Source organism: Seonamhaeicola sp. S2-3 (genome assembly GCF_001971785.1).
GTDB lineage: Bacteria > Bacteroidota > Bacteroidia > Flavobacteriales > Flavobacteriaceae > Seonamhaeicola.
Map to the genome: position 1 here is coordinate 2,820,431 of NZ_CP019389.1, position 21,000 is coordinate 2,841,430.

Here is a 21,000-nt window from a genome sequence, read left to right on the forward strand (position 1 = left end):
TCAGTAATATTTCGCGGAAAAATATATTTTTTTCAGATGAAACGCAAAATAAATCGGGTAAATGCGGTTTTATTAGTTTTTTAGATATTTGGTTAATTTTTTAATGTAAAATGGTTTTTAAAAATTCTGCCATCTTCTAACTTAACATAAAACCAATAGTCATCAGATGGTAATTTTTTACCATTAAATAAGCCGTCCCATCCTTCGCTTAAAGGGCTTAACTCTTTAACAAGTTTTCCGTACCTATTAAATATTTTAATTTTTGTGTTGGGATAAAACATACTAGAAACCCCATAGAGTTGCCATGTATCATGTTTTCCGTCGTTGTTTGGTGTAAAGAATTTAGGGAAACCAATAACAGATATGGTCTTATTAACGGTACCACAATTATTTTCAGTGTCTTTTATTGAAACAGTATAAAATCCAGGGAAAACATTTTCAAATACATTACTGTCTTGATAATCTCTATAAACTATATTATTTTCATCTAGTAACCTATATTGATATGTTCCTTCTCCAGAGGCAAATACTGTTACCGTATTATTCTGTGAAGCATCTTCAATCTCAAAGCCATCTATAGTAGCTATATTAGATGGTTCAACTAATATGGTTCTAGTTTTAGAGCACTTGTTAGCGTTTGTAACTGTAACTACATACTCTTTTGCTTCGTTAATTTCTATAGTATAGGTGTTTTCTCCGGTAGACCAATTATAGGTGTAATTTGCAGGATTATCGTTTACTAAGCCAGCATTTAATGTAATGGTTGAAGGGAAGAAGTTGAGACAATATTGCTTGATTTCTTCTGTGTTAATATCAGGAAGTTCAAAAACAGTTAAGGTTACTTCACTAATGCCGTAACAGTTATTTGCGTTTTCAACTCTGGCGTAAATGGTTTGATTATAAGGAGTTGTATTTGTGTATGTTTGTTGAAGTTGGTTAGTTTCTAAAAGAGTATCATCATAAGTTTCATAATACGATACTTCTAAGTTAGAGGGTAGTCCGTTAACTATATCTGTGTCAAAATCTGTTAAATTGAAAGTGTAAAAACCATCTTCAATGCCATCATCATCGCAAACTTCAATTACAGTATCATTAGAATCTGTTACACTTACTTCTAATGTGAGTTCAGAATAAGAGGAACAACTGGTATTATCATTAATTACTTCAACATAAATGGTTTGTGGGTTGGTGGTGTTTGTAAAAGAACTACCATTTACTTCTTGAGTTCTAGCAGTATCTGTATAGAATTTGGTTGATAAATTTTGGTCGCCTCCTGTTAAACTAATATTTGCTTCGTTTAAATTAAAAAGAGTAAGACCGTCTTTTGTACCATCTTCATCACATTGAAGTATGGAGTGGTTAATAGGTGTGGGGTTAGGATTGTATAAAACAAAGGCTTTTCCTTCAATAGCACAATCTCCATTATTGGGGTCTATGTAAACTTCATAATAACCACTTTGAGTAACGTCTAAATCATAATCGGCTTCAGATAAAACGGTTCCATCTAAACTCCAGGTATAAGATGCTCCTGATAAATTAGGAGCAGAAAGCGTGTAAGATTCACCATCACATAAATCTAAATTTGTGCTACTTTCTCCGTTATTTATTATATCAATTTGTTCATTAAAGAAAGAAGCTATAAAAGGAGGTAAGCCTTGTGATGAGGTATAAGGACTTAAACTTATAGCATTGTGTTGATAGTTACATGTTGTACCAATATTGTTTGGGTTATTAATAACACCAAGGTAAGGTAAACCAGCAGTATAAGTAGCACTTAAAGCTCTGTAAATTTTTCCGTTAGGTCCTAATTGTAAGCCACCTCTGTAAAGTGATCTGTCATCAATAATTACTTGTGAGTTTTGAATGTTAGGAGCTGTTAAATTAAATTGCGCTAAAACAGATTTATGATTAGCAGGATTGTTATTACTTTGATTATTATTAAAATCATTAAAGTCGTTATAGGCATGTACGTAAAGTAATTGGCTATTTGGCGAAAATTCAATCCCATATGGAAATGGACTTTCAGAGCTATCAATAGTTAATTCAAGCATATTAGTTGCTTGTCCGGTAAGCGGATCAAAATCGAAAAGTTGAAGACCGTTACCAATACTAGCACTAGCCATTTTAGTTCCATCAGGAGAAACCTTTAGGTAACCTCTTCTGTCTATGATTGATAAAGAAGGAAAGTAAGATTTTACAGGTGTTGTGCTAACCCCTAAGTTACTAACTTCAAAAGCATGAAATGTGTTATAGATATCTGAAGTTCCATTTTCTGAAGCCAAGGTAATCACCCATATAGATTTTGTAATACAATCTTTTAGTACTGCTGTTAGTTTTTCTGAGCAAAGTTGTAGTAGATTAGTATTTTTTTGAGTAACGCCACCAAGACCACCATCTAGTGTCATGTCTACCACCGAATAATTGAAACCATTATTTGGGTCGTTTTCATAAACAGAGGTATCTACTGTAAAAATATAATAGATGTTTTCATCATCTGGTTTGGGAACAATTATAGCAGATTGTGTGCTTGAATTATCGCCATAAAGTCCAGAACCATTCATCATTATACTGTGGTTTTTGTTCCAAACAATGGTTCCATCGGTATAAAATAGTAGGTTTCCAGCATCATCAGAAATTGATGAGCAACCTTCGTTTGTAGATAATTGTCCGTTATTAAGCGTATTTATAGAATTGCTGTCTAGATCAAATGCTATACCAGCTCCATAACCAAAATACCAGTTAGATGCTTGTCTTTGTGAAGAGGCACCCCAACTAAAGGCGCACAACAAGAAAAGTAAAATTATTTTTTTCATTCTTCCTCAATAGCTAAAGGCTATCAAAGGTATTATAAATCGCGCTTTTTTAATAATCTAAACGATAAAAAGATAAATAAGGCTGTCCAAGCTAAAACTATAAGCATTTCATAGCCATGTGCTCCGTAATCATAAGTTAAATCTACTTTATCAGGAAATTTTGTCATTGCAATTCTTTGGAATGGTTGGTCAATTAACTTATACATAGATTTTAATGGAAAGAAATTCTGAATTTTTTCTGCAATAGCAGCATTAAATTTCCAAGTTATTAAACCAAATATAATCCATTCAACAATGTATAAAATGAATAAAAAAGCTAATGCAAAAGCAGATCGTTTTACTAGCATACCAAAGAATAAACATAAGCTAAAAAAGCCTATTAGTTTTATAAAATATGCCATTAAAAATTCAGCTTCTCTAAATATTATTGAAGCCTCATTGTAACTTGAGTAATATAACCCAATACACAATGAAATTAAGAATATTAATATGGTAGAAACCAAAGAAAAGAAAACTATGGTGTAAAATTTAGAAAGGATGAATTCTTTTTTACTTAAACCATCTATCAGGTTTTGTTTTAAGGTTTTATTACTATACTCATTACCTATCATGCTTACTACAACAATGGCAAAAAAGAATTTAAATTGAGAGGCGAAAAACGTTGTTAAATGCCATATAATAGGAAAGTTAAAGATTCCAAGTTCACCTAATTCAAGTGTAAAAAAACCAAAAACATTAATTTTTAAAGACGATAATAGTATAACAAAGAATGGTAGAATAAACGATACAAAAATGAGTATTTTACTTGTTCTGTTTAGTAAAAGTTTTTGTAATTCTAAATTTAAAAGTCTTAGCATGATATTAAATTTGGTTGGTTTGGTTATCGGTTAGTTGCAAAAATTGTTCTTCTAAACTTTCTTTTCGTTGTACTAGGTGGGTAAGAATAATACCGTTTTCAAAAAGGTGTTTGTTAAAGTCTTCAGATTTCATAGGCTCTGTTAAAAAGGCAGTAATTACATCATCTTCAATTTTAATTTTCCCAAAAGATTTATGGTTTTCTAACAGAGTTTTTAGCTTGTTGTTATTATTACATTTTAATTCAAAAAAGCCATGGCTAGAAATCATTTCGTCAACTCTACCAGAATATAGTTTTTCGCCTTTGCGTAATACCACTACATGAGAGCACACTTTTTCAACTTCATCCAATAAATGAGATGCTAATAAAATGGTTGTTCCTTTGGCAGCAATTTGTTTAATAATTTCTCTAATTTGATGAATACCTTGAGGATCTAAACCGTTTGTAGGTTCATCTAAAATTAAAATTTCAGGATCGTTTAAAAGGGCAGAAGCAATAGCTAAACGTTGCTTCATACCTAATGAAAAGGTGCGGAATTTACTGTCTTTACGATCTAAAAGACCAACTATTTCTAGTTTTTCCTCAATTTTATTGTAATTAACCCCTTTAATTTTACAAACAAGCTTTAAGTTTTGGTAACCCGTCATGTAAGGGTAAAAATTAGGACGCTCAATAATGGCTCCCACTTTTTTTAAGGCATTGTGTGTAGATATATTTCCATCAAACCAATGAAAATCTCCTGATGTTTTGTTAACAACATTTAGTACGATACCTAAGGTAGTAGATTTACCACTTCCGTTAGGTCCTAAAATACCATAAACATTTCCTTTGTTTATAGTAAATGATAGATCTTTTACAGCAGTTAAACGCCCAAATTTTTTGGTAAGGTTGTTAATTGTTAAAATTGATTCCAAATTGTAACGATTTTGGTGCCAAAAATACATTTGACATTGGTTAGCTATATGGGTAAGACGAACCTCTTTATATTTTGTTACAGTATAGCAATAAAACCTTTAAAATTGACTAATTTTACAGTATGAAAGATTTGAAAATATCCAAAAGAAAGCCTTCATACCCAATCTCTGAAAAATTACATAAATATCTTGAAGAGTATAACAGACATGTAGAAATGCCAATTTTTTATGATGATTTGTTACGTTTTCAAGGGGCTATAGAAGTTTATGATGATGATGATAATGACACCCTTTGGATTAGAGTGTATTACAGTGAATTTGATAAACAAGAAATAGATTTATCTTTAAAGAAAGTATATGCCATTTTACATTCTGATGGTAATGAAGATATTTTTCCATTTTTAAGTGTAGATGCTATTGATTATTGTACGTTTGGAAACTCTAAACCTTTTAGAATTAAGGTTAGAAATATTTTAAATGATAATTTCTCTTATTTTTATGTAAAAGTAGCCGATGCTTCTAGAATTTATGGTTTAGAGTTAGAGCATATGCTATCTCCATATAACTTAAACTTTTTAATTAGCAATACTACTTTAATAGAAGAGCATATTGCAGGAATACCAGGTGATGTTTTTATAAAAGATATGTTACCAAGTTGTACTAGGCAAGAAAAATCACAAATAGCAAAAGAGTTTGTTAAATTTAATGAACGTTGTATGATAAGACTTTTAGGAGATATGCGTTCTTACAACTACGTTATAGTGCCAACCCACGATTTTGATCATGTGGTTTACAAGATTAGAGCTATAGATTTTGATCAACAATCTTACGAAGGAAAGTTTAATATTTACAGGCCCCAATTTTTTAAAGAGAATATAGAAATGGTTACTTTGGTTTCTAAAACATTTCAAAAGTTGTCTATTGCGCAATATAAAACAGAAGAGCGTTCTATTTTGGTGAAACGTTTAAAAAGTTATAATGATAGAATTACTCTACTGTTAGCAAGCATGAAGGATGATACTATTTCTACCAAACAACATATAGAAATGCTTAGGAGTGATATTTTTAAGTATTCTAAAGACGAAAAGTTTTTAAAATGTAATACTATGGGTGAAATACTAAAATGCGGATTAGAGTTTTTAACTACTAATTATGAGAATGTTAACCCGTTAAAAATAGGTTAGGTTAATTCCAGTTTTCGTCAAAATCTAGGTTGTCGTAATCATTCACATCTAAATCGTCTTCAAATTCATTGAACATATCATCACCTCCTTCTGCTTCAAAAGAGCGTTCTGGAGCGGTATCTGGAATTTGTCCGTGAACATACATTAAGTTAGGGTAGTCTGTACTTTCAGCTTCTTCAACAATTTCAGCAAGTTCCACATAAAACGTCCACATACTTAAAAAGTCATAAATATATATAAGTTTTGGTTGAGCTTCATGAACCACATCATTGAGTTTGGTTTCATTCATTAAACGTGCAGAACCATCATCACTTAAATCAAAAAGAGATATTTCTTCACCTTGATTCCATTGCTCATCGCTAATGTAAAACGAAGCCATTTCGGTACCATCAAACCCAAAAGATTGGGTGATAATGTTGTGTAAATCTTCTAATGAATCACTTTCTCTAATCTCTAAATCACGGAAAACATCTTCTTCTGTGTCATTATCAAGTATTACTCTAAATCTATAAATCATGATGAAAAATTATGTGGCAAAGTTAAACTATTTAGATTATTTGCTAAAGCGATGCAGCGTAAATGTCATGGCAGTTAATAAGAAAAATGCCCCAACTTGATGTGTAACACCTAACCAAACGGGTACTTGTAAAATAATAGTTAAAACACCTAAAACAAATTGTATAGCAACCATTACTAATAAGGCATTAATACCCTTGGTTTGTAATACCGTTAATTTGAGTTTTCTAGATTTTTTCCAAATTAAAAATATAAATACTACCACAAGATAAGCAAGCATTCTATGAACAAACTGTACCCCGCTTTTACCTTCAATAAAATTTTTATACAGAGGTTCATGTTCTAAATAAACGGTTGGGTGCATAAATTTACCCTCGCTCATCATGGGCCAATGGTTATGTATAAAGCCTGCATCTAAACCAGCAACAAAAGCCCCATAAATTATTTGTAGTAATAAAATAGCAAGACTTAGTCTAACAAAATTTCTAAACTTAATATTTACTGGTTTTCTGTTAGGAAAAGATATATCTAGTGCTACCCAATAGGTGTAAGCAAAGGTTATAAAAGCAGTAGTAAGGTGTGCGGCTAGCCTATAATGGCTTACATCTGGATTATCTACAAGTCCACTTTTAACCATATACCAACCTAAAAAACCTTGAAAAGCCCCAAGCCCTAAAAGAATAATTGATTTTTTAATAGTAGGTTTTGTAAGTTGTTTTGTAATTAAAAAGTACAAGAACGGAATGAAAAATACAAGACCTATAAATCTGCCAATTACGCGGTGCAACCATTCCCAGAAATAAATATCTTTAAAGTCTTGAAGTGTAAAATGGTTGTTGAGTTTTTGGTATTCTGGGTATTGTTTGTACAAATCAAAAGCTTCATGCCACTCTGCTTCATTCATTGGCGGAATGGTACCTGATATTAATTTGTAATTTGAAATTGATAAACCAGAATGCGTTAATCTAGTTATACCGCCAACAACAACCATTACAAATATGAGAAAACATCCAGTTAATAACCAGTAAATTACTTTTTTATTGTCTTTTGTTTTAGCCATTAGTACTAAATTTATTCTTTTACTTTTAAGCCTAGTTTTTTACCTTTTTCAATCATCAACTTATAAGCAGGTTCGTATTCATTAGGTATATCGCCTTCTAGAATAGCTTCCTTAATATATTCTTTTATAACCCCAATTTCACGAGAGGGTTTTAAATTGAAGGTTTTCATTATTTCTTCACCAGAAATTGGTGGTTGAAAATTACGTACATGGTCGCGCTCTTCAACTTCAATAATTTTTTCTCTTACAATTTTAAAGTTGTTGTGGTATTTTTTGAATTTCTTTGGGTTTTTAGTGGTAATGTCTGCTTCACAAAGGGTCATTAAGTCATCAACATAATCACCAGCATCAAAAACCAAGCGTCTTACGGCAGAATCTGTTACAATATCTTGTGCTAATACAATGGGACGCGAACTCATAAGTACCATTTTTTGTACAAACTTCATTTTGTCATTTAATGGCATTTTTAAGCGTTTAAATAAATGAAATACCATTTTAGAGCCTTCAAATTCATGCCCATGAAATGTCCAACCTATTTTTTTTTGAAATTTTTTTGTTGGAGCTTTTCCTATATCGTGTAGTAATGCTGCCCACCGTAACCAAAGGTTGTCTGTGTTTCTAGAAATGTTATCAACCACTTCTAGGGTATGATAAAAATTGTCTTTATGGCGTTGTCCTTCAATTTCATCAATACCTTTTAGTGCTGTAAGTTCTGGTAAAATTAATTGTAATAAGCCAGTTTTTTCTAAAAGTAAAAAACCAATGGAAGGTTTATTACTTTCTAAAATTTTATTGAGTTCAACAACAATGCGCTCTTTAGTAATTATTTTAATTCTAGAAGCGTTTTTAGTAATGGCCTTTAGGCTATTTTCTTCTATAGTAAAATTTAATTGCGTTGCAAACCTAATGGCTCTTAGCATTCTTAAAGGATCATCACTGTAAGTAATATCAGGGTTTAAAGGTGTTTTTATAATTTTAGCTTCTAAATCATTAACACCATTAAAGGGGTCTAATAAATTACCGAAAGTGGTTTTGTTTAAACTTAAAGCAAGGGCATTAATGGTAAAATCACGTCGGTTTTGATCATCTTGCAAAGAGCCGTTTTCAACTACAGGATTTCTGCTGTTTTCAGAATAAGACTCTTTTCTAGCGCCAACAAATTCAATTTCTATATCATTATAGCGCAACATAGCCGTTCCATAGGTTTTAAAAACCTGAACCTTAGGTTTTGTAGGTAGGTTTTTAGCAACTTGTTTAGCCAAATCAATACCGCTACCTATGGCTACTACATCAATATCTTTGGCATTACCGCGTTTTAAAATAAAATCGCGCACAAAGCCACCAATTACATAAGCTTCAACTTGAAGTTCATCAACCGATTTTGAAATGATTTTAAATATAGGGTGTTGTAATGCTTCTTTGTAATTCATGTTATAAATCCAAATTCAAAAGAATTTATAGGATTGTTTTTACTTTCTAATAATTTTAACTACCCCATTATTACTCAATTTAATAATTGAAGATGGTTTAGCGCAAATTTTTTCGCGGTGCAAATTTACAACATAGTCTACTCCTTTTAAAACCTCTGGCGCTATTTCTTTAAAAGATTTTGGTGTTGGTTGTTCACTAATATTGGCAGAAGTAGAAACAATAGCACCATTAAATTTTCTAGATAGCCAATAACAAAAATCATCATCAGGAATTCTAATGGCAATAGTACCGTCTTTAGCAATTAAGTTGGGGGCTAAATTTTGAGCTTGGTCATATATTATAGTCGTAGGTTTATTGGTAATATCAATAATATTTTGGGCAGCAGGGGGGATTTGTTTTACATATCTTTTAAGCATTCTGTCATCGGCCACTAAACAGATAAGCGCTTTACTATCTTCGCGTTGTTTTAAGGCGTAAACTTTTTCAACAGCATCTTTGTTAGAAGCATCACAGCCAATACCCCAAACGGTATCAGTAGGGTAGAGTATAAGTCCGCCGTTTTTTAGTGCAGCAATGGCGTTTTTTATTTCGGTATGTTGGTTAGACATTATTTAAAACGTGTTTGTAAATTTTAATTGTGTTTTGAGCCATTTGGCTAGTAGAGAAATTTTCGGTTACCTTTTTGTGCGATAGGTTAATAAAGTTTTCTGCCATTTTAGGATTGTCGACGAGTTGTAAAATTAATTCTGAAAGCGCTTTGTCATCATGCATAGGAGCAAGCAACCCGTTCTTTTGATGGGTAATAATTTCTGGGATTCCACCAACATTGGTGCTTACTACAGGGACTTTATGGTACATAGACTCGTAAATGAACTGAGGTATGCCTTCGCTTTGTGAAGTCATTAAAGAAATGTCAAATTGTGGGATGAAATTTGAAGCGTTAGATGTGTAACCTAAAAATATCATATGATTGTTTAAGTTGAGTTCTTTAACGCGATTTAAAAGAGGTTGTGTGCGTTCGGTAAATGTGCCTATTTGAACAAAAAAGAAGTTTGTTTTTTGTTCTTCATTAATAATTCTATTGGCAACGTTAACCCAAGTATCTAAATGTTTTGCCCTAATATGGTTGGCTATATTGCCAATTATTATAGTGTTGTTTTTTATAGAATATTTATCGCGTAATTTAAAAGGAGTTTTGCTGCTTTTGTTTTTTAAATTGGTACCATGGTAAATGGTTATTAATTTGTTGTGGTCTGTAATGGCCTTTTTTGAAATACGCATTGTTTCTTCAGACACACAAAGGATTTTCTTTATTTTTGGGTAGTTGTATTTGTATAATGTTTTTTTTCGTTGTTTTATTTCAAATGATGTTTTTTTGCTAAAAATAAAGGGCGGTAGGTTGTATATTTTATCGGCTATAATAGCTAGTTGTATAGCAGTAGTGTCGTGTATGTGAATAAGGTCTATTTGGTGGGTTTTGCATGCTTTTCCAATATTAAAAGCAAATCGCAAATCTATTTTAATAGAAAGAGCAGAGGCTATATGTTTAATATTGGTTTGCTTTAGCCTTTCATGGAAAGGTCCGTTTTTTACACAAAATACAATATTATTGATTTCGGGATTAGTAATGGCTAATTCTGTGCAGAGGTTTTCAATGTGATTTTCGCCACCTCCCCAGTTAGAAACAGCCGATAAATGTAAAATGTTCATGCTTTTAGTTTGTAATAGTTTGTTTTAGTTTTAACGAATCGCTTAAAGGCGCTCCTTTTAAAAATAGCTTAAAAAGAACGATTTTTTTTGGCTTAATTAACATTTTGAAGAAAGACTTTATTGTTAACCACCATCTTAAAATTAGGTAAGGTACATATCCCGAATTTTTTTGTAAAACATATAATAACGAAATTTTAAGTTCTTTTTTTATTTCTAAGTTTTCATTGGTGCTTTTGCCTTTAAAATGAGTGTATTTGCCTTCGGGAACTAAATAACTGTAGCCATTTTTTGTGTTTGTTGCAATTCGATAACATAAATCGGTTTCTTCATAGTAAAGAAAGATATTAGTGTCGAAGCCACCAACTTCATGAAATTCTTGAGCTTTTACAACAAAAAATGAACCTGGAACACTTTGTACTCTTAAAGGCTGTGTGTATATTTTTTGTCTTTTGGGATATTTTTTAGGATTAATCTTTTCTAAAATTTTTCTGCCAAATAATTCTCTTTTCAAACTTAAAAAGTGATCGAACGATTTTTTAACTTCTCCTTTTTCGTCGTATTGTTGGGGACAACAAATAGCTGCTTTTTCATTATTCTCAAGGAATTGAAACATAAGAGTTAAACAGTCGTTTTGTAAAATGGTGTCATTGTTAATAAAAGCATAATGTTTTCCGTTAGCAAACTGTATACCGTACATGTTGCCTCCCCCAAATCCAGTGTTGTATCGGCTTTTAACAAGTTTTATATGTGGGTGTTTTAAGGCTTCTAAGGCATTTTTTAGACTTTCAAAATCTTCGTTTTCAGAGGCATTGTCAACTATAATAATTTCAAAAGAAAGTGATTTAGAAGTTTGTTCAATAATAGATTTAACGCAGTTTATAGTATAAGTAGAAGAGTTGTAATTTATAATTATAGCTGAAATATCTTTCATAAGAATAGTTAGGTTTGCTGTCAAAAATACAGGTTGATAGTTGATAAAACAAATGAAAAGTAAGGCTTTTGTTTTAGTTTGTTTTTTATTTGGATATCTTTGTGTTTAATACATGATTAATTGCAAAAAAGTTATTATTGTAATTAATAAAGAGAAAGATCAAGTGGGGAATAAGTTAGTAGTATCCTTAAAGTATAAAACGAAAAAAGACGCTATAAAAACAATAATCGGAAATTTTGATGATTATAAAGAAGTTTTAGGAGCAGCCGAGCGTAATGTTATCAAAGTAGCAGAGCTTGAAGGTAAAAGGTTTACCATAAAGTCTTTTAAACACCCTAATTTGATTAACCAAGTAGTATACCGGTTTTTTAGAAAATCTAAAGCACAGCGTTCTTTTGAATACGCAAACAAATTATTGGATTTGGGTATTAAAACGCCAGAGCCCGTTGCTTATCAGATTAATATATCGACTTTTTTATTCGGAAAAAGTTTTTATGTAAGTGAATTGGTTGAAAGTGATTTAACCTACCGAGAACTAACTACAGATTTTAAGATACATGATCATGAGGCTATAATACGGGCATTTACCAGGTTTACTTATAAGTTGCACGAAAATGGAATAAACTTTTTAGATCACTCTCCTGGAAATACCTTGATAAAGCGTACGAACTCAGGTTATGAGTTTTTTTTGGTAGACCTTAACCGTATGGAGTTTGCTCCAATGGATTTTGAAACTCGAATTAAAAATTTTGCAAAGCTTACTATCCATAAATCGATAATAGAGATTATGAGCAACGAATATGCAAAATGTTCGGGGAAGAAGAACAGGCTATTTTTAAATTAATGTGGAAAAGTACGGTGGATTTTCAAGATCGTTATTACAGAAAAATAAGAATAAAAAAACGTATATTTTTTTGGAAAAAGAAGTATAAATCAAGACAAACAAGGTCTTCCATTCAGTAAAAAAAGATTAATTGGAGAAAAGAAATTTAAAAGAACAGTTGTTTTTTTTAGTGCCTCATAAATGGAAATATTTGTGGGCTATCTTCATTTCTAAATTTAAACAAGCTTCTTCAAACGGAGTTAATAGTGTAGTTTTTGTAGCAAGAGAAAAAGATAAAGAATGGATTTTTGGAGCCAAGGTCCGCCGGTTGTCCCGTTTTTCATCGTTAATATCTCAGGCATATTATCATGATAAATTACGGGGGATGCCTGATGCAGATGGCTACTTTTACATATATCAAAATTATTTTTGCCGTTGTATTAGAAGCAAACCCAGTATTTTAAAAAAGAAAAATATTGTAATGTTTACTCACCCTAATTGGGGGAGAAAATATTCAAAAACCCATGTGGTTTGGTGTTTAAATAAGGCGGATTATGTAATATGCTTAAATTCTAAGATTAAAACATATTTAACAGAAATAGGGGTAAAACCCCAACTGTTAAAAGTATTGCACATAGGAACCAGTTCAAAATTCTTTTATAGACACGAAAGAGGCAACGGAGATGTTGGTTTGTGTTCGAATTATCATGAAAGAAAGAATCCAAAACTTGTATATGAAATTGTAAAGCATATGCCAGAACGGACGTTTCATCTTATAGGTCAAAATTGGGAGAATTATAGTGGTTTTCAGGATATAAATAATCTGCCGAATTTTATATATCATAAAGAAATTCCGTACGAGAGGTTTCCTGAAATGTACAGTAAAATCGATGTTTTCTTATCGCCTTCTCTATTAGAAGGTGGACCAGTACCAGTGCTTGAAGCTATGATGTCTAATTGTGTGCCCGTGGCATCAAAAACAGGGTACTGTACAGACTTGATAAATCATGGTGAAAATGGGTTTCTTTTTGATGTTGATTCTAGCTACGAAGAGGTGCTGCCATTGATAGAAAAAGCATTTCAGTTAAAGGCAAATATTCGGGAAACAGTAATGCCCTATACTTGGGAAAATTGTGCAAAAACAATTGATGAACTGTTTTTAAGTTGATATAATAAAAATAGAGAGTTAATTGTTAGGGGTTTTACTATAAAGCTCTCTTAGCTTTGTGTATTTTAAAAAAGTAATATTGGCTGTTTGCACGCATATTATAAAACCGTTTAGCCCGTCTAAAAACCCTAATCTTAAAATGTACGATTTAAAAAAAGCCCAAGTAGGGTTTAAAATTATTTTCCAAATAGGGGCTTTTTTTCCAAGCTTGAAATAAGCTTGGGCAGATAGGCTCGAAAACTGCTCGGTTTTAAGGTTAAACTCCGAATAGCTTTGGTAGGTGTAATGGAGTATGTCGCCTTTAAGGTGGCCAACGGGGCTATTTTTGTTGGTCAGAGCCACAACCTCATGCACTTTGTTGCCAACCCATTTGGCTTTCTGCCTGTTAAAAATCCGTAGTTTTTTATTGGGGTACCAATCAGAATGTTTGATCCATTGCCCACAAAAATTGTTGAATCTATTGGCGTAATAACCATCAAAAACCCAATTGATTTTTAACTCTAAAATCGATTTTTGAAGTTGTTCAGACAAGGCTTCGTCGCCATCGAGGGAGACAATATAATCGTATTTGGCTTGGTTTATGGCAAAGTTTTTCTGTTCTGTATAGCCCAAGAATGCCTGTTCAATAAACGTTACATTGTGTTTTTGGCAAATGGCCTTAGTGCGGTCTGTAGAAAATGAATCGACCACTACAATTTCATCAACTACCGGAATTAGCGATTGCAGGCACTTTTCGATATTCCGCTCTTCGTTATAAGTAATTATTACCCCAGATAGTTTGACCATACAATAAAATTAGTTAGACAAAAATAGTTATTTTTGTTCTCAATGGATATATTAAAAGCGTCTGTAATTATCTGTACTTATAATCAACCTCAATGGTTGCAAAAAGTGCTATGGGGCTATGGCGTACAGACCGAAAAAAACTTTGAGATTATTATAGCCGATGATGGGTCGGACGAAGCTACCAAACAGGTTATAGATGATTTTAGAAAAGAATCAGCAGTCCCAATAGTTCATGTTTGGCAGGAAGATAAAGGATTTAGAAAAACCCAGATCCTTAACAAAGCTATTTTAAAGACTTCTGCAGAATATTTGATCTTTACAGATGGCGATTGCATTCCCCGCAACGATTTTGTAGAAACCCATTTACGGTTAAAAAAGGACAGTTGTTTTCTTTCGGGCGGTTATTTTAAATTGCCCGAAGCTATTTCAAAAAGCATTACAAAAGATGATATAGAAAAGCAACACTGTTTTGAATTGAAATGGCTTTTGGACCGCCAATTAAAAAAAACGTTTAAAACCAATAAACTCACTGCAAAAGGGAGAAAAGCTTGGTTTTTAAATACATTTACCCCAACCAAGGCCACTTTTGATGGTATGAACGTTTCTGGTTGGAAAAAAGACATTCTAACCGTTAATGGTTTTGACGAGCGTATGGAATATGGAGGGGAAGACCGCGAACTTGGAGAGCGTTTAATGAATTTAGGCGTTAAGTTTAAACAGGTTAGGTATAGTGTTATTTGTTTACATTTGTACCACGAGCGGCCTTATAAAAATACAAAAGCTATGGAGGTCAATAAAGCCATTAGGCGGAAAACCAGAAGAGAGCGAAGTATTTATTCGCTTTATGGCATAAAAAAGTAAATTATTGTTTTAAAAATTCAATTAATTTTTCTTCAAACAAAATTGGCTCAAAAAGTTTATATAATCTGTCGGCTTCCTTTTTGTATTTTTTTTCAGGTTTTGTAAATATTTCTGGCTTAAAGTCTTTTAAGTGAACACTTACGTTATTTTTGCTTTCAAATAAACTCCATGTAGCCTTATCTATCCAAGGAGAAAAGATGGCAAATGTATTTAAGTTAAGCGCTTTGGCCATATTAATAGCGCCGCCCTCATTTCCAATTAAAGCTTTGCAATGGTAACTTATGGCTAGAAACTCTCGTAAGCTTTTGCCAAAAACATCAAAAAAAATGGCCGGTTTTGTTTTTTTGTTGCAGTAGTTGAATATTTCTAAAGCAAGCTGCTTTTGTTTGGGTATGTAGTTAAATAAAACTTGACCATTTGTTTGTTCTACAATGGTATCGATGACATTAGCCATGTAAGGAGAAGGATAGGTTTTGTTGCTACTGCTACCTAAAACGCTAATCATGAATATGGGAGTGCTTAAATCTAAACCTCTAGATTGTAAAAAGTGTTTGCTTTCTTCAATTTCGGTATTGGTTAGGTGAATTTTGGGTTTAATATTTAAAGATTCGATGCCTAAAGGTTTTAGCAGTTGTAGTCTGTTTTCAATAGCTAAGTCTTTAAGGTCATCGGTTGTACGCTTTCTTTTTATGTTGTGGTTGTATAAAAAAGAGGTGTAAAATTTATGGTAGGATATTTTGGTTTTTGCACCAGAAAAAAGTGTGATGATGTTGCTTGATATTTTTGAATAAACATCAATAACAATATCGTAATTATGTTTTCTAACCGTTTTCACTAGTTTAAAAAGTTCTTTTTTACTAGTTTCTGCATCTTTGGTAAAAAAAATAAAACAATCTATAAAAGGATTATTTTTTACAACAGGATACGTATGCTCATTAATTAAATAGTAGAGTTGAGCATCATTATATCTATGGCGAAGTGCTTCAAACAGTATGCTGCTTGTAAGCACATCGCCAATCATTTTTTGTTGTATAACAAGTATTTTCATTAAACAGCCACATCATGCTCACGTAAAGCATCGTTTAACGATGTTTTTTTGTTTGTACTTTCTTTACGTTTACCAATAATTAAAGCACAAGGTACATTATAGGTTCCTGCAGCAAATTCTTTTGCATAACTGCCAGGAATAACCACAGAACGGGCTGGTACTTTTCCTCTTAATTCAACAGGTTTGTCGCCAGTAACATCAATAATTTTAGTACTCATAGTTAAAACTACACCAGCACCTAAAACGGCTTCTTTTTCAACATGAACACCTTCAACAACAATACATCTAGAGCCTACAAAAACATTGTCTTCAATAATTACTGGAGCTGCTTGTAAAGGCTCTAAAACACCACCAATACCAACACCACCAGATAAGTGTACATTTTTACCAATTTGAGCACAACTACCAACAGTTGCCCAAGTATCTACCATAGTACCTTCGTCAACATAAGCACCAATATTAACATAACTAGGCATTAAAATAGTACCCGGAGATATGTAAGCACCATGTCTTGCAACGGCATGTGGTACCACTCTTATACCTTTTTCTTTATAACCTGTTTTTAAAGGTATTTTATCATGAAACTCTAAAGGACCAGCTTCAATGGTTTCCATTTTTTGAATAGGGAAATAAAGAACAACACCTTTTTTAACCCATTCATTAACTTGCCAACCACCTTCAACTGGCTCAGCTACTCTTAATTCGCCTTTATCTAGTAAATCTATTACGGTTCTTATAGCAGTAGTTGTTTTTTCTTCTTTTAATAGTTCTCTATTATCCCAAGCTGCTTCAATTGTTTGCTGTAATTCTGTCATTTGTAATTTAATTTTTTGACAAATATAATAGTATCTATTAAAAAACTCCTTTAAAGGATAAGAATATAACACGAAAAATAGGGGTGTTTTTAATCGAAAATTAAGAGCTTTTTAAGGAGTGTGTAATGTGTAGAATCCTTTGAAGTAAAAAACAATATCGATAAATAGCATTTTAAGTGTATTTAATCGGTTAAAAAGCGTATTTAAACGGTTTATCGATGTTTTTAATACGGTGCTCTAATAAACGAAAATTCCATGTTCTACAACTAATTTTTTGCGCCCTACCTACAGTCTAGGTATATATTTGAGCTATCAAAACAACTCAAGTTAATGAAAACAAGATTTTACATATTATTAGTTTTAGTTTTAAGTTTTTCTTTTACAGAAGCTCAAAATACAACAGAAGTAAGTGTTGAAACTATTAAAACAGTATCTGTTTCTCAAGATAATAATGATGAGGTTGTAGTTAATGATACTTTAAACACTACAAAAGAAGGCGTATTATTAATTAGCGAAGATGAGTTAAGAGAATCAATTGCACGTACTGCTAGTGATATTAGAACGTATTTCAATAAAATGAGAAATGTTGACAATATTAAATTATTATTTCCTAAAATGAATAAAGCTAAAAAAGCTTAATATTTATAGTATATTAATAAGTAGGTTAAACTTAAAAGGCTGTCTGTAAAAAGGCAGCCTTTTTTATTTTAATAAGTTACTTTTGCAAAAAACAAATTCATGGCAAGAATTCTAGCAATTGATTATGGTACTAAAAGAACAGGTTTAGCAGTAACCGATGAGCTACAAATAATTGCATCTGGACTTACTACAGTTAACACAAAAGAGTTAATAGATTTTTTAAAAGAATATACAAGTAACGAGCAAGTTGAACTTTTTTTAATAGGAGAACCAAAGCAAATGGATAATACAGCTTCTGAAAGTGAGGTGTATATCAAAAAGTTTATTGATACTTTGCAGAAAGAATTTCCTAATATACCAATACAACGTGTAGATGAACGGTTTACTTCTAAAATGGCGTTTCAAACCATGATAGATAGCGGATTAAAAAAAAATCAAAGAAAAAATAAAGCACTTATTGATGAAATTAGTGCTACACTTATTCTTCAAAGCTATTTATATTCAAAATAAATATAGACAATAAATTATAGTATTGTATTTTTGCAACTTAATAGTTCAGTACTTATGATTTTACCAATAGTTGCGTACGGCGACGCAGTTTTAAAAAAGAAAGCAAAAGATATTTCAAAAGATTATCCAAACTTAGATAATCTTATTGAAAATATGTTCGAAACCATGTATAATGCATACGGTGTAGGCTTAGCAGCACCACAAATAGGCTTGCCTATTAGGTTGTTTATAGTTGATACATCACCTTTTTCAGAAGATGAAGATTTATCAGAAGAAGAACAAAACAAGCTAAAAGATTTTAAGCGTGTTTTTATTAATGCCACTATTTTAGAGGAAGAAGGAGATGAATGGGCTTTTAATGAAGGCTGTTTAAGTATCCCTGATGTTAGAGAAGATGTGTTTAGGCAACCCACAATTACTATTGAGTATTTTGATGAAAATTTTAACAAACACACAGAAAAATTTGATGGTCTAATGGCTAGAGTAGTTCAGCATGAATACGACCATATTGAAGGCATTTTATTTACAGATAAACTTTCTAGCTTTAAAAAAAGATTAATAAAAGGAAAACTCAATAATATTTCAAAAGGAAAAATAAATGTAGATTATAAAATGCGTTTTCCAAACGAAAAAAAGAAACGATAATATTTGCAATACAGTAACAAACAATTGATATTTGCGCTTTTCAAAAAAATAATATGAGTTTAGATAAAGTACTTTCAATTTCAGGTAAACCAGGTTTATACAAATTAATAGCTCAAACCCGTGGGGGCTTTGTAGCAGAATCATTAATAGATAAAAAACGTATTTCTGTTGGTATTCAAAATAACGTAAGTATTTTAAGTGAAATAGCTATTTATACACTTACTGAAGAAGTGCCACTAAAAGAGGTGTTTAGTAAAATAAAAGAAAAAGAAAACGGTGAGCAAACTTCTGTAAAACCTAAAGATAGTAAAGATAAACTAGAAGAGTATTTCTTTGATGTTTTACCAGATTATGATGAAGATAGAGTGTATGCTAGCGATATTAAAAAGGTACTGCAATGGTACAATTTACTTCAGCAACATGATATGCTAGGGTTTTTAGATGATGATGACGATGATAAAACAAAATCAGACGAAGAAGAATAAAATTAAAAACCTCCTAATTTAGGAGGTTTTTTTATATTTTTTTAGTAAGTATTACTAAGGTTTATCGACTCTTAACAGATAAATTAATAAAGACTACCCTAATGAAATCACTTTGGTTTTTTGATGATGTAAACCTATTTAAAGTACTGTGTCCACATAAGTTTAAAGCTTATAAAACGGTACATGATTTTGACTCATATAAAAAGAAAGATTACATTTATTTTGAAGAAGATTCTGCTAACAAAGTGTATCTTATAGAGAAAGGTAAAGTAAAAATAGGTTACTACAATGAAGATGGGAATGAAGTTGTAAAATCAATTTTAACACGTGGCGATTTATTTGGTGAAACCGCCATTTTGGGTGAGGATAAAAGAGAAGAATTTGCACAATCTGTAGATAACTCTACTAGCATATGTCCAATAGGAGTTGAAACTATGTATGACTTAATGAGAGACAATCAAACCTTTAGTCTAAAAATTTATAAACTCATAGGTTTTAAACTAAAAAAATTAGAAAGAAGATTACAAATACTTTTGTTTAAAGATGCCAAAACCAGATTGCTAGAATTTTTAGATGAATTGTGTTCAGAATACGGATACGATTGCGAAAAAACAGGAGACAAAGTCATACTCCACCCATACACACAAAGAGACATAGCCTCATTAATAGGCACTTCAAGGCCAACATTAAACATTCTTTTAAATCAACTTAAAGAAGAAAATATGATTCAATTTGGCCGTAAAGAAATAAGAATTCATAAAAAAATAGCTTAATGTTAGGTAGCTAACATTTTTTTAGAACATCACAATTTAACTTTGAAGTATTAATAACTTTAAAAAAAATGTGATGATCAGAAAAGTAATTTTAGCAGTTTTAAGTATTGGTATTTTAATTGTTTCTTGTAGTGATGATGATAACCCAATGAAAACATCTAGGTTAACCCTAAACCTTGAAGGATTAGAAGCTTTAGGAGCAGATTTTGTTTATGAGGGATGGATAATTGTTGATGGTAATCCTGTATCTACAGGAACATTTTCTTCGGTTGATTTTCCGCAAACATTTAATGTAGATAAATCTCAGTTAAATGAGGCAACAACATTTGTGCTTTCAATTGAACCCGCAGTAGATTCAGATCCAGCTCCAGCAGCAACAAAGATTTTAGCTGGCGATTTTAATGGAGATGAAGCTAATGTTACTTCTAACGGAATTGTAGGAGATTTTACTGCTTCCTCAGGAAAATATATTTTGGCAACACCAACAGATACAGACGACACAAACGAAGAAAGTGGTGTTTGGTTTTTAGATAACTCTAGTGGTTCTGCAGTTGCAGGTTTAAATTTACCAACACTTACAGATGGTTGGAAATATGAAGGGTGGGTTGTTTTTGATGGAACACCAATTACAACAGGAACCTTTACAGCAGTTAATACAGCTGATGATAATGCAGCAACATCAATGTTTAAAGGAGATGCAGGTAACGGACCCGCTTATCCAGGAGAAGATTTTTTACAAAATCCTCCTGCAGGTTTAACGTTTCCAACAGATTTAAAAGGAAAAACAGTAGTTATTTCTGTTGAACCAGACCCAGATAATAGTACAGCACCATTTACTTTAAAGCCTTTAGCCCATATGGTACCTGCAGATGCTATGAACCATACAGCTATTATGATGGAAGATGGTCCCGTAAAAAGTTTATCAGGAATGGTTAGCAGATAATGCAAGTTGCTATCTAGAATGATAAATTGTTTTGTAGATTTGAAGCATGGTGTTAAAACCATGCTTTTTTATTAAATAAATTCTAAAAA

22 protein-coding genes are annotated in these 21,000 nt (G+C 31.8%); 10 read left to right on the plus strand and 12 right to left on the minus strand.

From position 1 onward, the window contains the following. Positions 1-92 precede the first annotated feature (92 nt). Genes BWZ22_RS12225 through BWZ22_RS12235 form a run of 3 tightly spaced genes read right to left on the minus strand, consistent with a single transcriptional unit; the run spans position 93 to position 4,583 of the window. The gene (locus tag BWZ22_RS12225; protein WP_076700343.1) at positions 93-2,813 is read right to left on the minus strand and encodes a T9SS type B sorting domain-containing protein; all 2,721 of its coding nucleotides are present in this window, start codon (positions 2,811-2,813) and stop codon (positions 93-95) included. A gap of 32 nt (positions 2,814-2,845) precedes the next feature. Beyond that, entirely contained in the window at positions 2,846-3,670 is an 825-nt protein-coding gene (locus tag BWZ22_RS12230; RefSeq protein ID WP_076700345.1) for an ABC transporter permease, read from the minus strand. Between the two features lie 4 nt (positions 3,671-3,674). Then, entirely contained in the window at positions 3,675-4,583 is a 909-nt protein-coding gene (locus BWZ22_RS12235) for an ABC transporter ATP-binding protein (RefSeq protein ID WP_076702491.1), read from the minus strand. Between the two features lie 122 nt (positions 4,584-4,705). On the opposite strand from BWZ22_RS12235, the gene BWZ22_RS12240 reads away from it, so the two are divergent. Beyond that, positions 4,706-5,767 carry a hypothetical protein gene (locus BWZ22_RS12240; protein ID WP_076700347.1) on the plus strand — a complete coding sequence of 354 codons (1,062 nt, stop codon included), beginning with the start codon at positions 4,706-4,708 and terminating at the stop codon, positions 5,765-5,767. 1 nt (position 5,768) lies between these two features. Here the strand turns inward: BWZ22_RS12240 and BWZ22_RS12245 are convergent, their stop codons facing one another. The 6 genes from BWZ22_RS12245 to BWZ22_RS12270 are packed head-to-tail and all read right to left on the minus strand — an operon-like array spanning position 5,769 to position 11,415. Further along, the gene (locus BWZ22_RS12245; RefSeq protein WP_076700349.1) at positions 5,769-6,284 is read right to left on the minus strand and encodes a hypothetical protein; all 516 of its coding nucleotides are present in this window, start codon (positions 6,282-6,284) and stop codon (positions 5,769-5,771) included. A gap of 36 nt (positions 6,285-6,320) precedes the next feature. Beyond that, complete coding sequence (locus BWZ22_RS12250) at positions 6,321-7,343, minus strand: COX15/CtaA family protein (protein ID WP_076700351.1); 1,023 nt, start codon at positions 7,341-7,343, stop codon at positions 6,321-6,323. 11 nt (positions 7,344-7,354) lie between these two features. Beyond that, positions 7,355-8,773, minus strand: a complete 1,419-nt coding sequence (locus BWZ22_RS12255) for a CCA tRNA nucleotidyltransferase (protein WP_076700353.1) — start codon at positions 8,771-8,773, stop codon at positions 7,355-7,357. A 39-nt stretch (positions 8,774-8,812) separates the two neighbouring features. Further along, positions 8,813-9,382, minus strand: coding sequence for an L-threonylcarbamoyladenylate synthase (locus tag BWZ22_RS12260; protein WP_076700355.1), 570 nt, complete (start codon positions 9,380-9,382; stop codon positions 8,813-8,815). Continuing rightward, positions 9,375-10,484 (minus strand): glycosyltransferase family 4 protein, encoded by a 1,110-nt coding sequence (locus BWZ22_RS12265; protein ID WP_076700357.1) that lies wholly within the window; start codon positions 10,482-10,484, stop codon positions 9,375-9,377. The genes BWZ22_RS12260 and BWZ22_RS12265 overlap by 8 nt, the downstream gene beginning before the upstream one ends. 4 nt (positions 10,485-10,488) lie before the next feature. Next, positions 10,489-11,415 (minus strand): glycosyltransferase family 2 protein, encoded by a 927-nt coding sequence (locus tag BWZ22_RS12270; protein WP_076700359.1) that lies wholly within the window; start codon positions 11,413-11,415, stop codon positions 10,489-10,491. 112 nt (positions 11,416-11,527) lie between these two features. Here BWZ22_RS12270 and BWZ22_RS12275 point away from each other — a divergent pair, with 112 nt between their 5' ends. Next, positions 11,528-12,259, plus strand: a complete 732-nt coding sequence (locus BWZ22_RS12275) for a lipopolysaccharide kinase InaA family protein (RefSeq protein WP_232225164.1) — start codon at positions 11,528-11,530, stop codon at positions 12,257-12,259. 130 nt (positions 12,260-12,389) lie between these two features. Next, entirely contained in the window at positions 12,390-13,406 is a 1,017-nt protein-coding gene (locus tag BWZ22_RS12280) for a glycosyltransferase family 4 protein (RefSeq protein WP_157607958.1), read from the plus strand. 18 nt (positions 13,407-13,424) lie between these two features. Here BWZ22_RS12280 and BWZ22_RS12285 read toward each other — a convergent pair whose 3' ends face one another. Continuing rightward, positions 13,425-14,192 carry a glycosyltransferase family 2 protein gene (locus BWZ22_RS12285; RefSeq protein WP_076700364.1) on the minus strand — a complete coding sequence of 256 codons (768 nt, stop codon included), beginning with the start codon at positions 14,190-14,192 and terminating at the stop codon, positions 13,425-13,427. Between the two features lie 42 nt (positions 14,193-14,234). Between BWZ22_RS12285 and BWZ22_RS12290 the strand changes: the two genes are divergently transcribed. After that, a complete protein-coding gene (locus tag BWZ22_RS12290; protein WP_076700365.1) occupies positions 14,235-15,053 on the plus strand; it encodes a glycosyltransferase family 2 protein in 819 nt (272 codons plus the stop codon). 1 nt (position 15,054) lies between these two features. Here the strand turns inward: BWZ22_RS12290 and BWZ22_RS12295 are convergent, their stop codons facing one another. Both BWZ22_RS12295 and BWZ22_RS12300 read right to left on the minus strand, forming a co-directional pair. Next, positions 15,055-16,101, minus strand: a complete 1,047-nt coding sequence (locus BWZ22_RS12295; protein WP_076700367.1) for a glycosyltransferase family 9 protein — start codon at positions 16,099-16,101, stop codon at positions 15,055-15,057. Then, positions 16,101-16,916 carry a 2,3,4,5-tetrahydropyridine-2,6-dicarboxylate N-succinyltransferase gene (locus BWZ22_RS12300; RefSeq protein WP_076700369.1) on the minus strand — a complete coding sequence of 272 codons (816 nt, stop codon included), beginning with the start codon at positions 16,914-16,916 and terminating at the stop codon, positions 16,101-16,103. The genes BWZ22_RS12295 and BWZ22_RS12300 overlap by 1 nt, the downstream gene beginning before the upstream one ends. A gap of 330 nt (positions 16,917-17,246) precedes the next feature. Here BWZ22_RS12300 and BWZ22_RS12305 point away from each other — a divergent pair, with 330 nt between their 5' ends. The 6 genes from BWZ22_RS12305 to BWZ22_RS12330 all read left to right on the plus strand — a co-directional run bounded on the left by BWZ22_RS12305 (position 17,247) and on the right by BWZ22_RS12330 (position 20,911). Further along, positions 17,247-17,555, plus strand: coding sequence for a hypothetical protein (locus tag BWZ22_RS12305; protein ID WP_076700371.1), 309 nt, complete (start codon positions 17,247-17,249; stop codon positions 17,553-17,555). Positions 17,556-17,654: 99 nt separating this feature from the next. Then, the gene (gene ruvX, locus BWZ22_RS12310; protein WP_076700373.1) at positions 17,655-18,065 is read left to right on the plus strand and encodes a Holliday junction resolvase RuvX; all 411 of its coding nucleotides are present in this window, start codon (positions 17,655-17,657) and stop codon (positions 18,063-18,065) included. A gap of 54 nt (positions 18,066-18,119) precedes the next feature. Next, a complete protein-coding gene (gene def, locus BWZ22_RS12315; protein ID WP_076700375.1) occupies positions 18,120-18,710 on the plus strand; it encodes a peptide deformylase in 591 nt (196 codons plus the stop codon). Between the two features lie 53 nt (positions 18,711-18,763). Then, positions 18,764-19,195 (plus strand): DUF5606 domain-containing protein, encoded by a 432-nt coding sequence (locus tag BWZ22_RS12320; protein WP_076700377.1) that lies wholly within the window; start codon positions 18,764-18,766, stop codon positions 19,193-19,195. Between the two features lie 101 nt (positions 19,196-19,296). Further along, entirely contained in the window at positions 19,297-19,968 is a 672-nt protein-coding gene (locus BWZ22_RS12325; protein ID WP_076700379.1) for a Crp/Fnr family transcriptional regulator, read from the plus strand. Positions 19,969-20,041: 73 nt separating this feature from the next. Beyond that, positions 20,042-20,911 carry an anti-sigma factor gene (locus tag BWZ22_RS12330; protein WP_083692333.1) on the plus strand — a complete coding sequence of 290 codons (870 nt, stop codon included), beginning with the start codon at positions 20,042-20,044 and terminating at the stop codon, positions 20,909-20,911. Positions 20,912-21,000: the final 89 nt, after the last annotated feature.

Bases quoted from the DNA above. Each gene is read 5' to 3' on its own strand.
- BWZ22_RS12325 (WP_076700379.1), top strand. From the start codon at position 19,297: ATGAAATCACTTTGGTTTTTTGATGATGTAAACCTATTTAAAGTACTG.
- BWZ22_RS12300 (WP_076700369.1), bottom strand. From the start codon at position 16,916: ATGACAGAATTACAGCAAACAATTGAAGCAGCTTGGGATAATAGAGAA.
- BWZ22_RS12240 (WP_076700347.1), top strand. From the start codon at position 4,706: ATGAAAGATTTGAAAATATCCAAAAGAAAGCCTTCATACCCAATCTCT.
- BWZ22_RS12250 (WP_076700351.1), bottom strand. From the start codon at position 7,343: ATGGCTAAAACAAAAGACAATAAAAAAGTAATTTACTGGTTATTAACT.
- BWZ22_RS12275 (WP_232225164.1), top strand. From the start codon at position 11,528: ATGATTAATTGCAAAAAAGTTATTATTGTAATTAATAAAGAGAAAGAT.
- def (WP_076700375.1), top strand. From the start codon at position 18,120: ATGATTTTACCAATAGTTGCGTACGGCGACGCAGTTTTAAAAAAGAAA.
- BWZ22_RS12245 (WP_076700349.1), bottom strand. From the start codon at position 6,284: ATGATTTATAGATTTAGAGTAATACTTGATAATGACACAGAAGAAGAT.
- ruvX (WP_076700373.1), top strand. From the start codon at position 17,655: ATGGCAAGAATTCTAGCAATTGATTATGGTACTAAAAGAACAGGTTTA.
- BWZ22_RS12305 (WP_076700371.1), top strand. From the start codon at position 17,247: ATGAAAACAAGATTTTACATATTATTAGTTTTAGTTTTAAGTTTTTCT.
- BWZ22_RS12290 (WP_076700365.1), top strand. From the start codon at position 14,235: ATGGATATATTAAAAGCGTCTGTAATTATCTGTACTTATAATCAACCT.
- BWZ22_RS12225 (WP_076700343.1), bottom strand. From the start codon at position 2,813: ATGAAAAAAATAATTTTACTTTTCTTGTTGTGCGCCTTTAGTTGGGGT.
- BWZ22_RS12295 (WP_076700367.1), bottom strand. From the start codon at position 16,101: ATGAAAATACTTGTTATACAACAAAAAATGATTGGCGATGTGCTTACA.
- BWZ22_RS12330 (WP_083692333.1), top strand. From the start codon at position 20,042: ATGATCAGAAAAGTAATTTTAGCAGTTTTAAGTATTGGTATTTTAATT.
- BWZ22_RS12260 (WP_076700355.1), bottom strand. From the start codon at position 9,382: ATGTCTAACCAACATACCGAAATAAAAAACGCCATTGCTGCACTAAAA.
- BWZ22_RS12265 (WP_076700357.1), bottom strand. From the start codon at position 10,484: ATGAACATTTTACATTTATCGGCTGTTTCTAACTGGGGAGGTGGCGAA.
- BWZ22_RS12255 (WP_076700353.1), bottom strand. From the start codon at position 8,773: ATGAATTACAAAGAAGCATTACAACACCCTATATTTAAAATCATTTCA.
- BWZ22_RS12285 (WP_076700364.1), bottom strand. From the start codon at position 14,192: ATGGTCAAACTATCTGGGGTAATAATTACTTATAACGAAGAGCGGAAT.
- BWZ22_RS12230 (WP_076700345.1), bottom strand. From the start codon at position 3,670: ATGCTAAGACTTTTAAATTTAGAATTACAAAAACTTTTACTAAACAGA.
- BWZ22_RS12320 (WP_076700377.1), top strand. From the start codon at position 18,764: ATGAGTTTAGATAAAGTACTTTCAATTTCAGGTAAACCAGGTTTATAC.
- BWZ22_RS12270 (WP_076700359.1), bottom strand. From the start codon at position 11,415: ATGAAAGATATTTCAGCTATAATTATAAATTACAACTCTTCTACTTAT.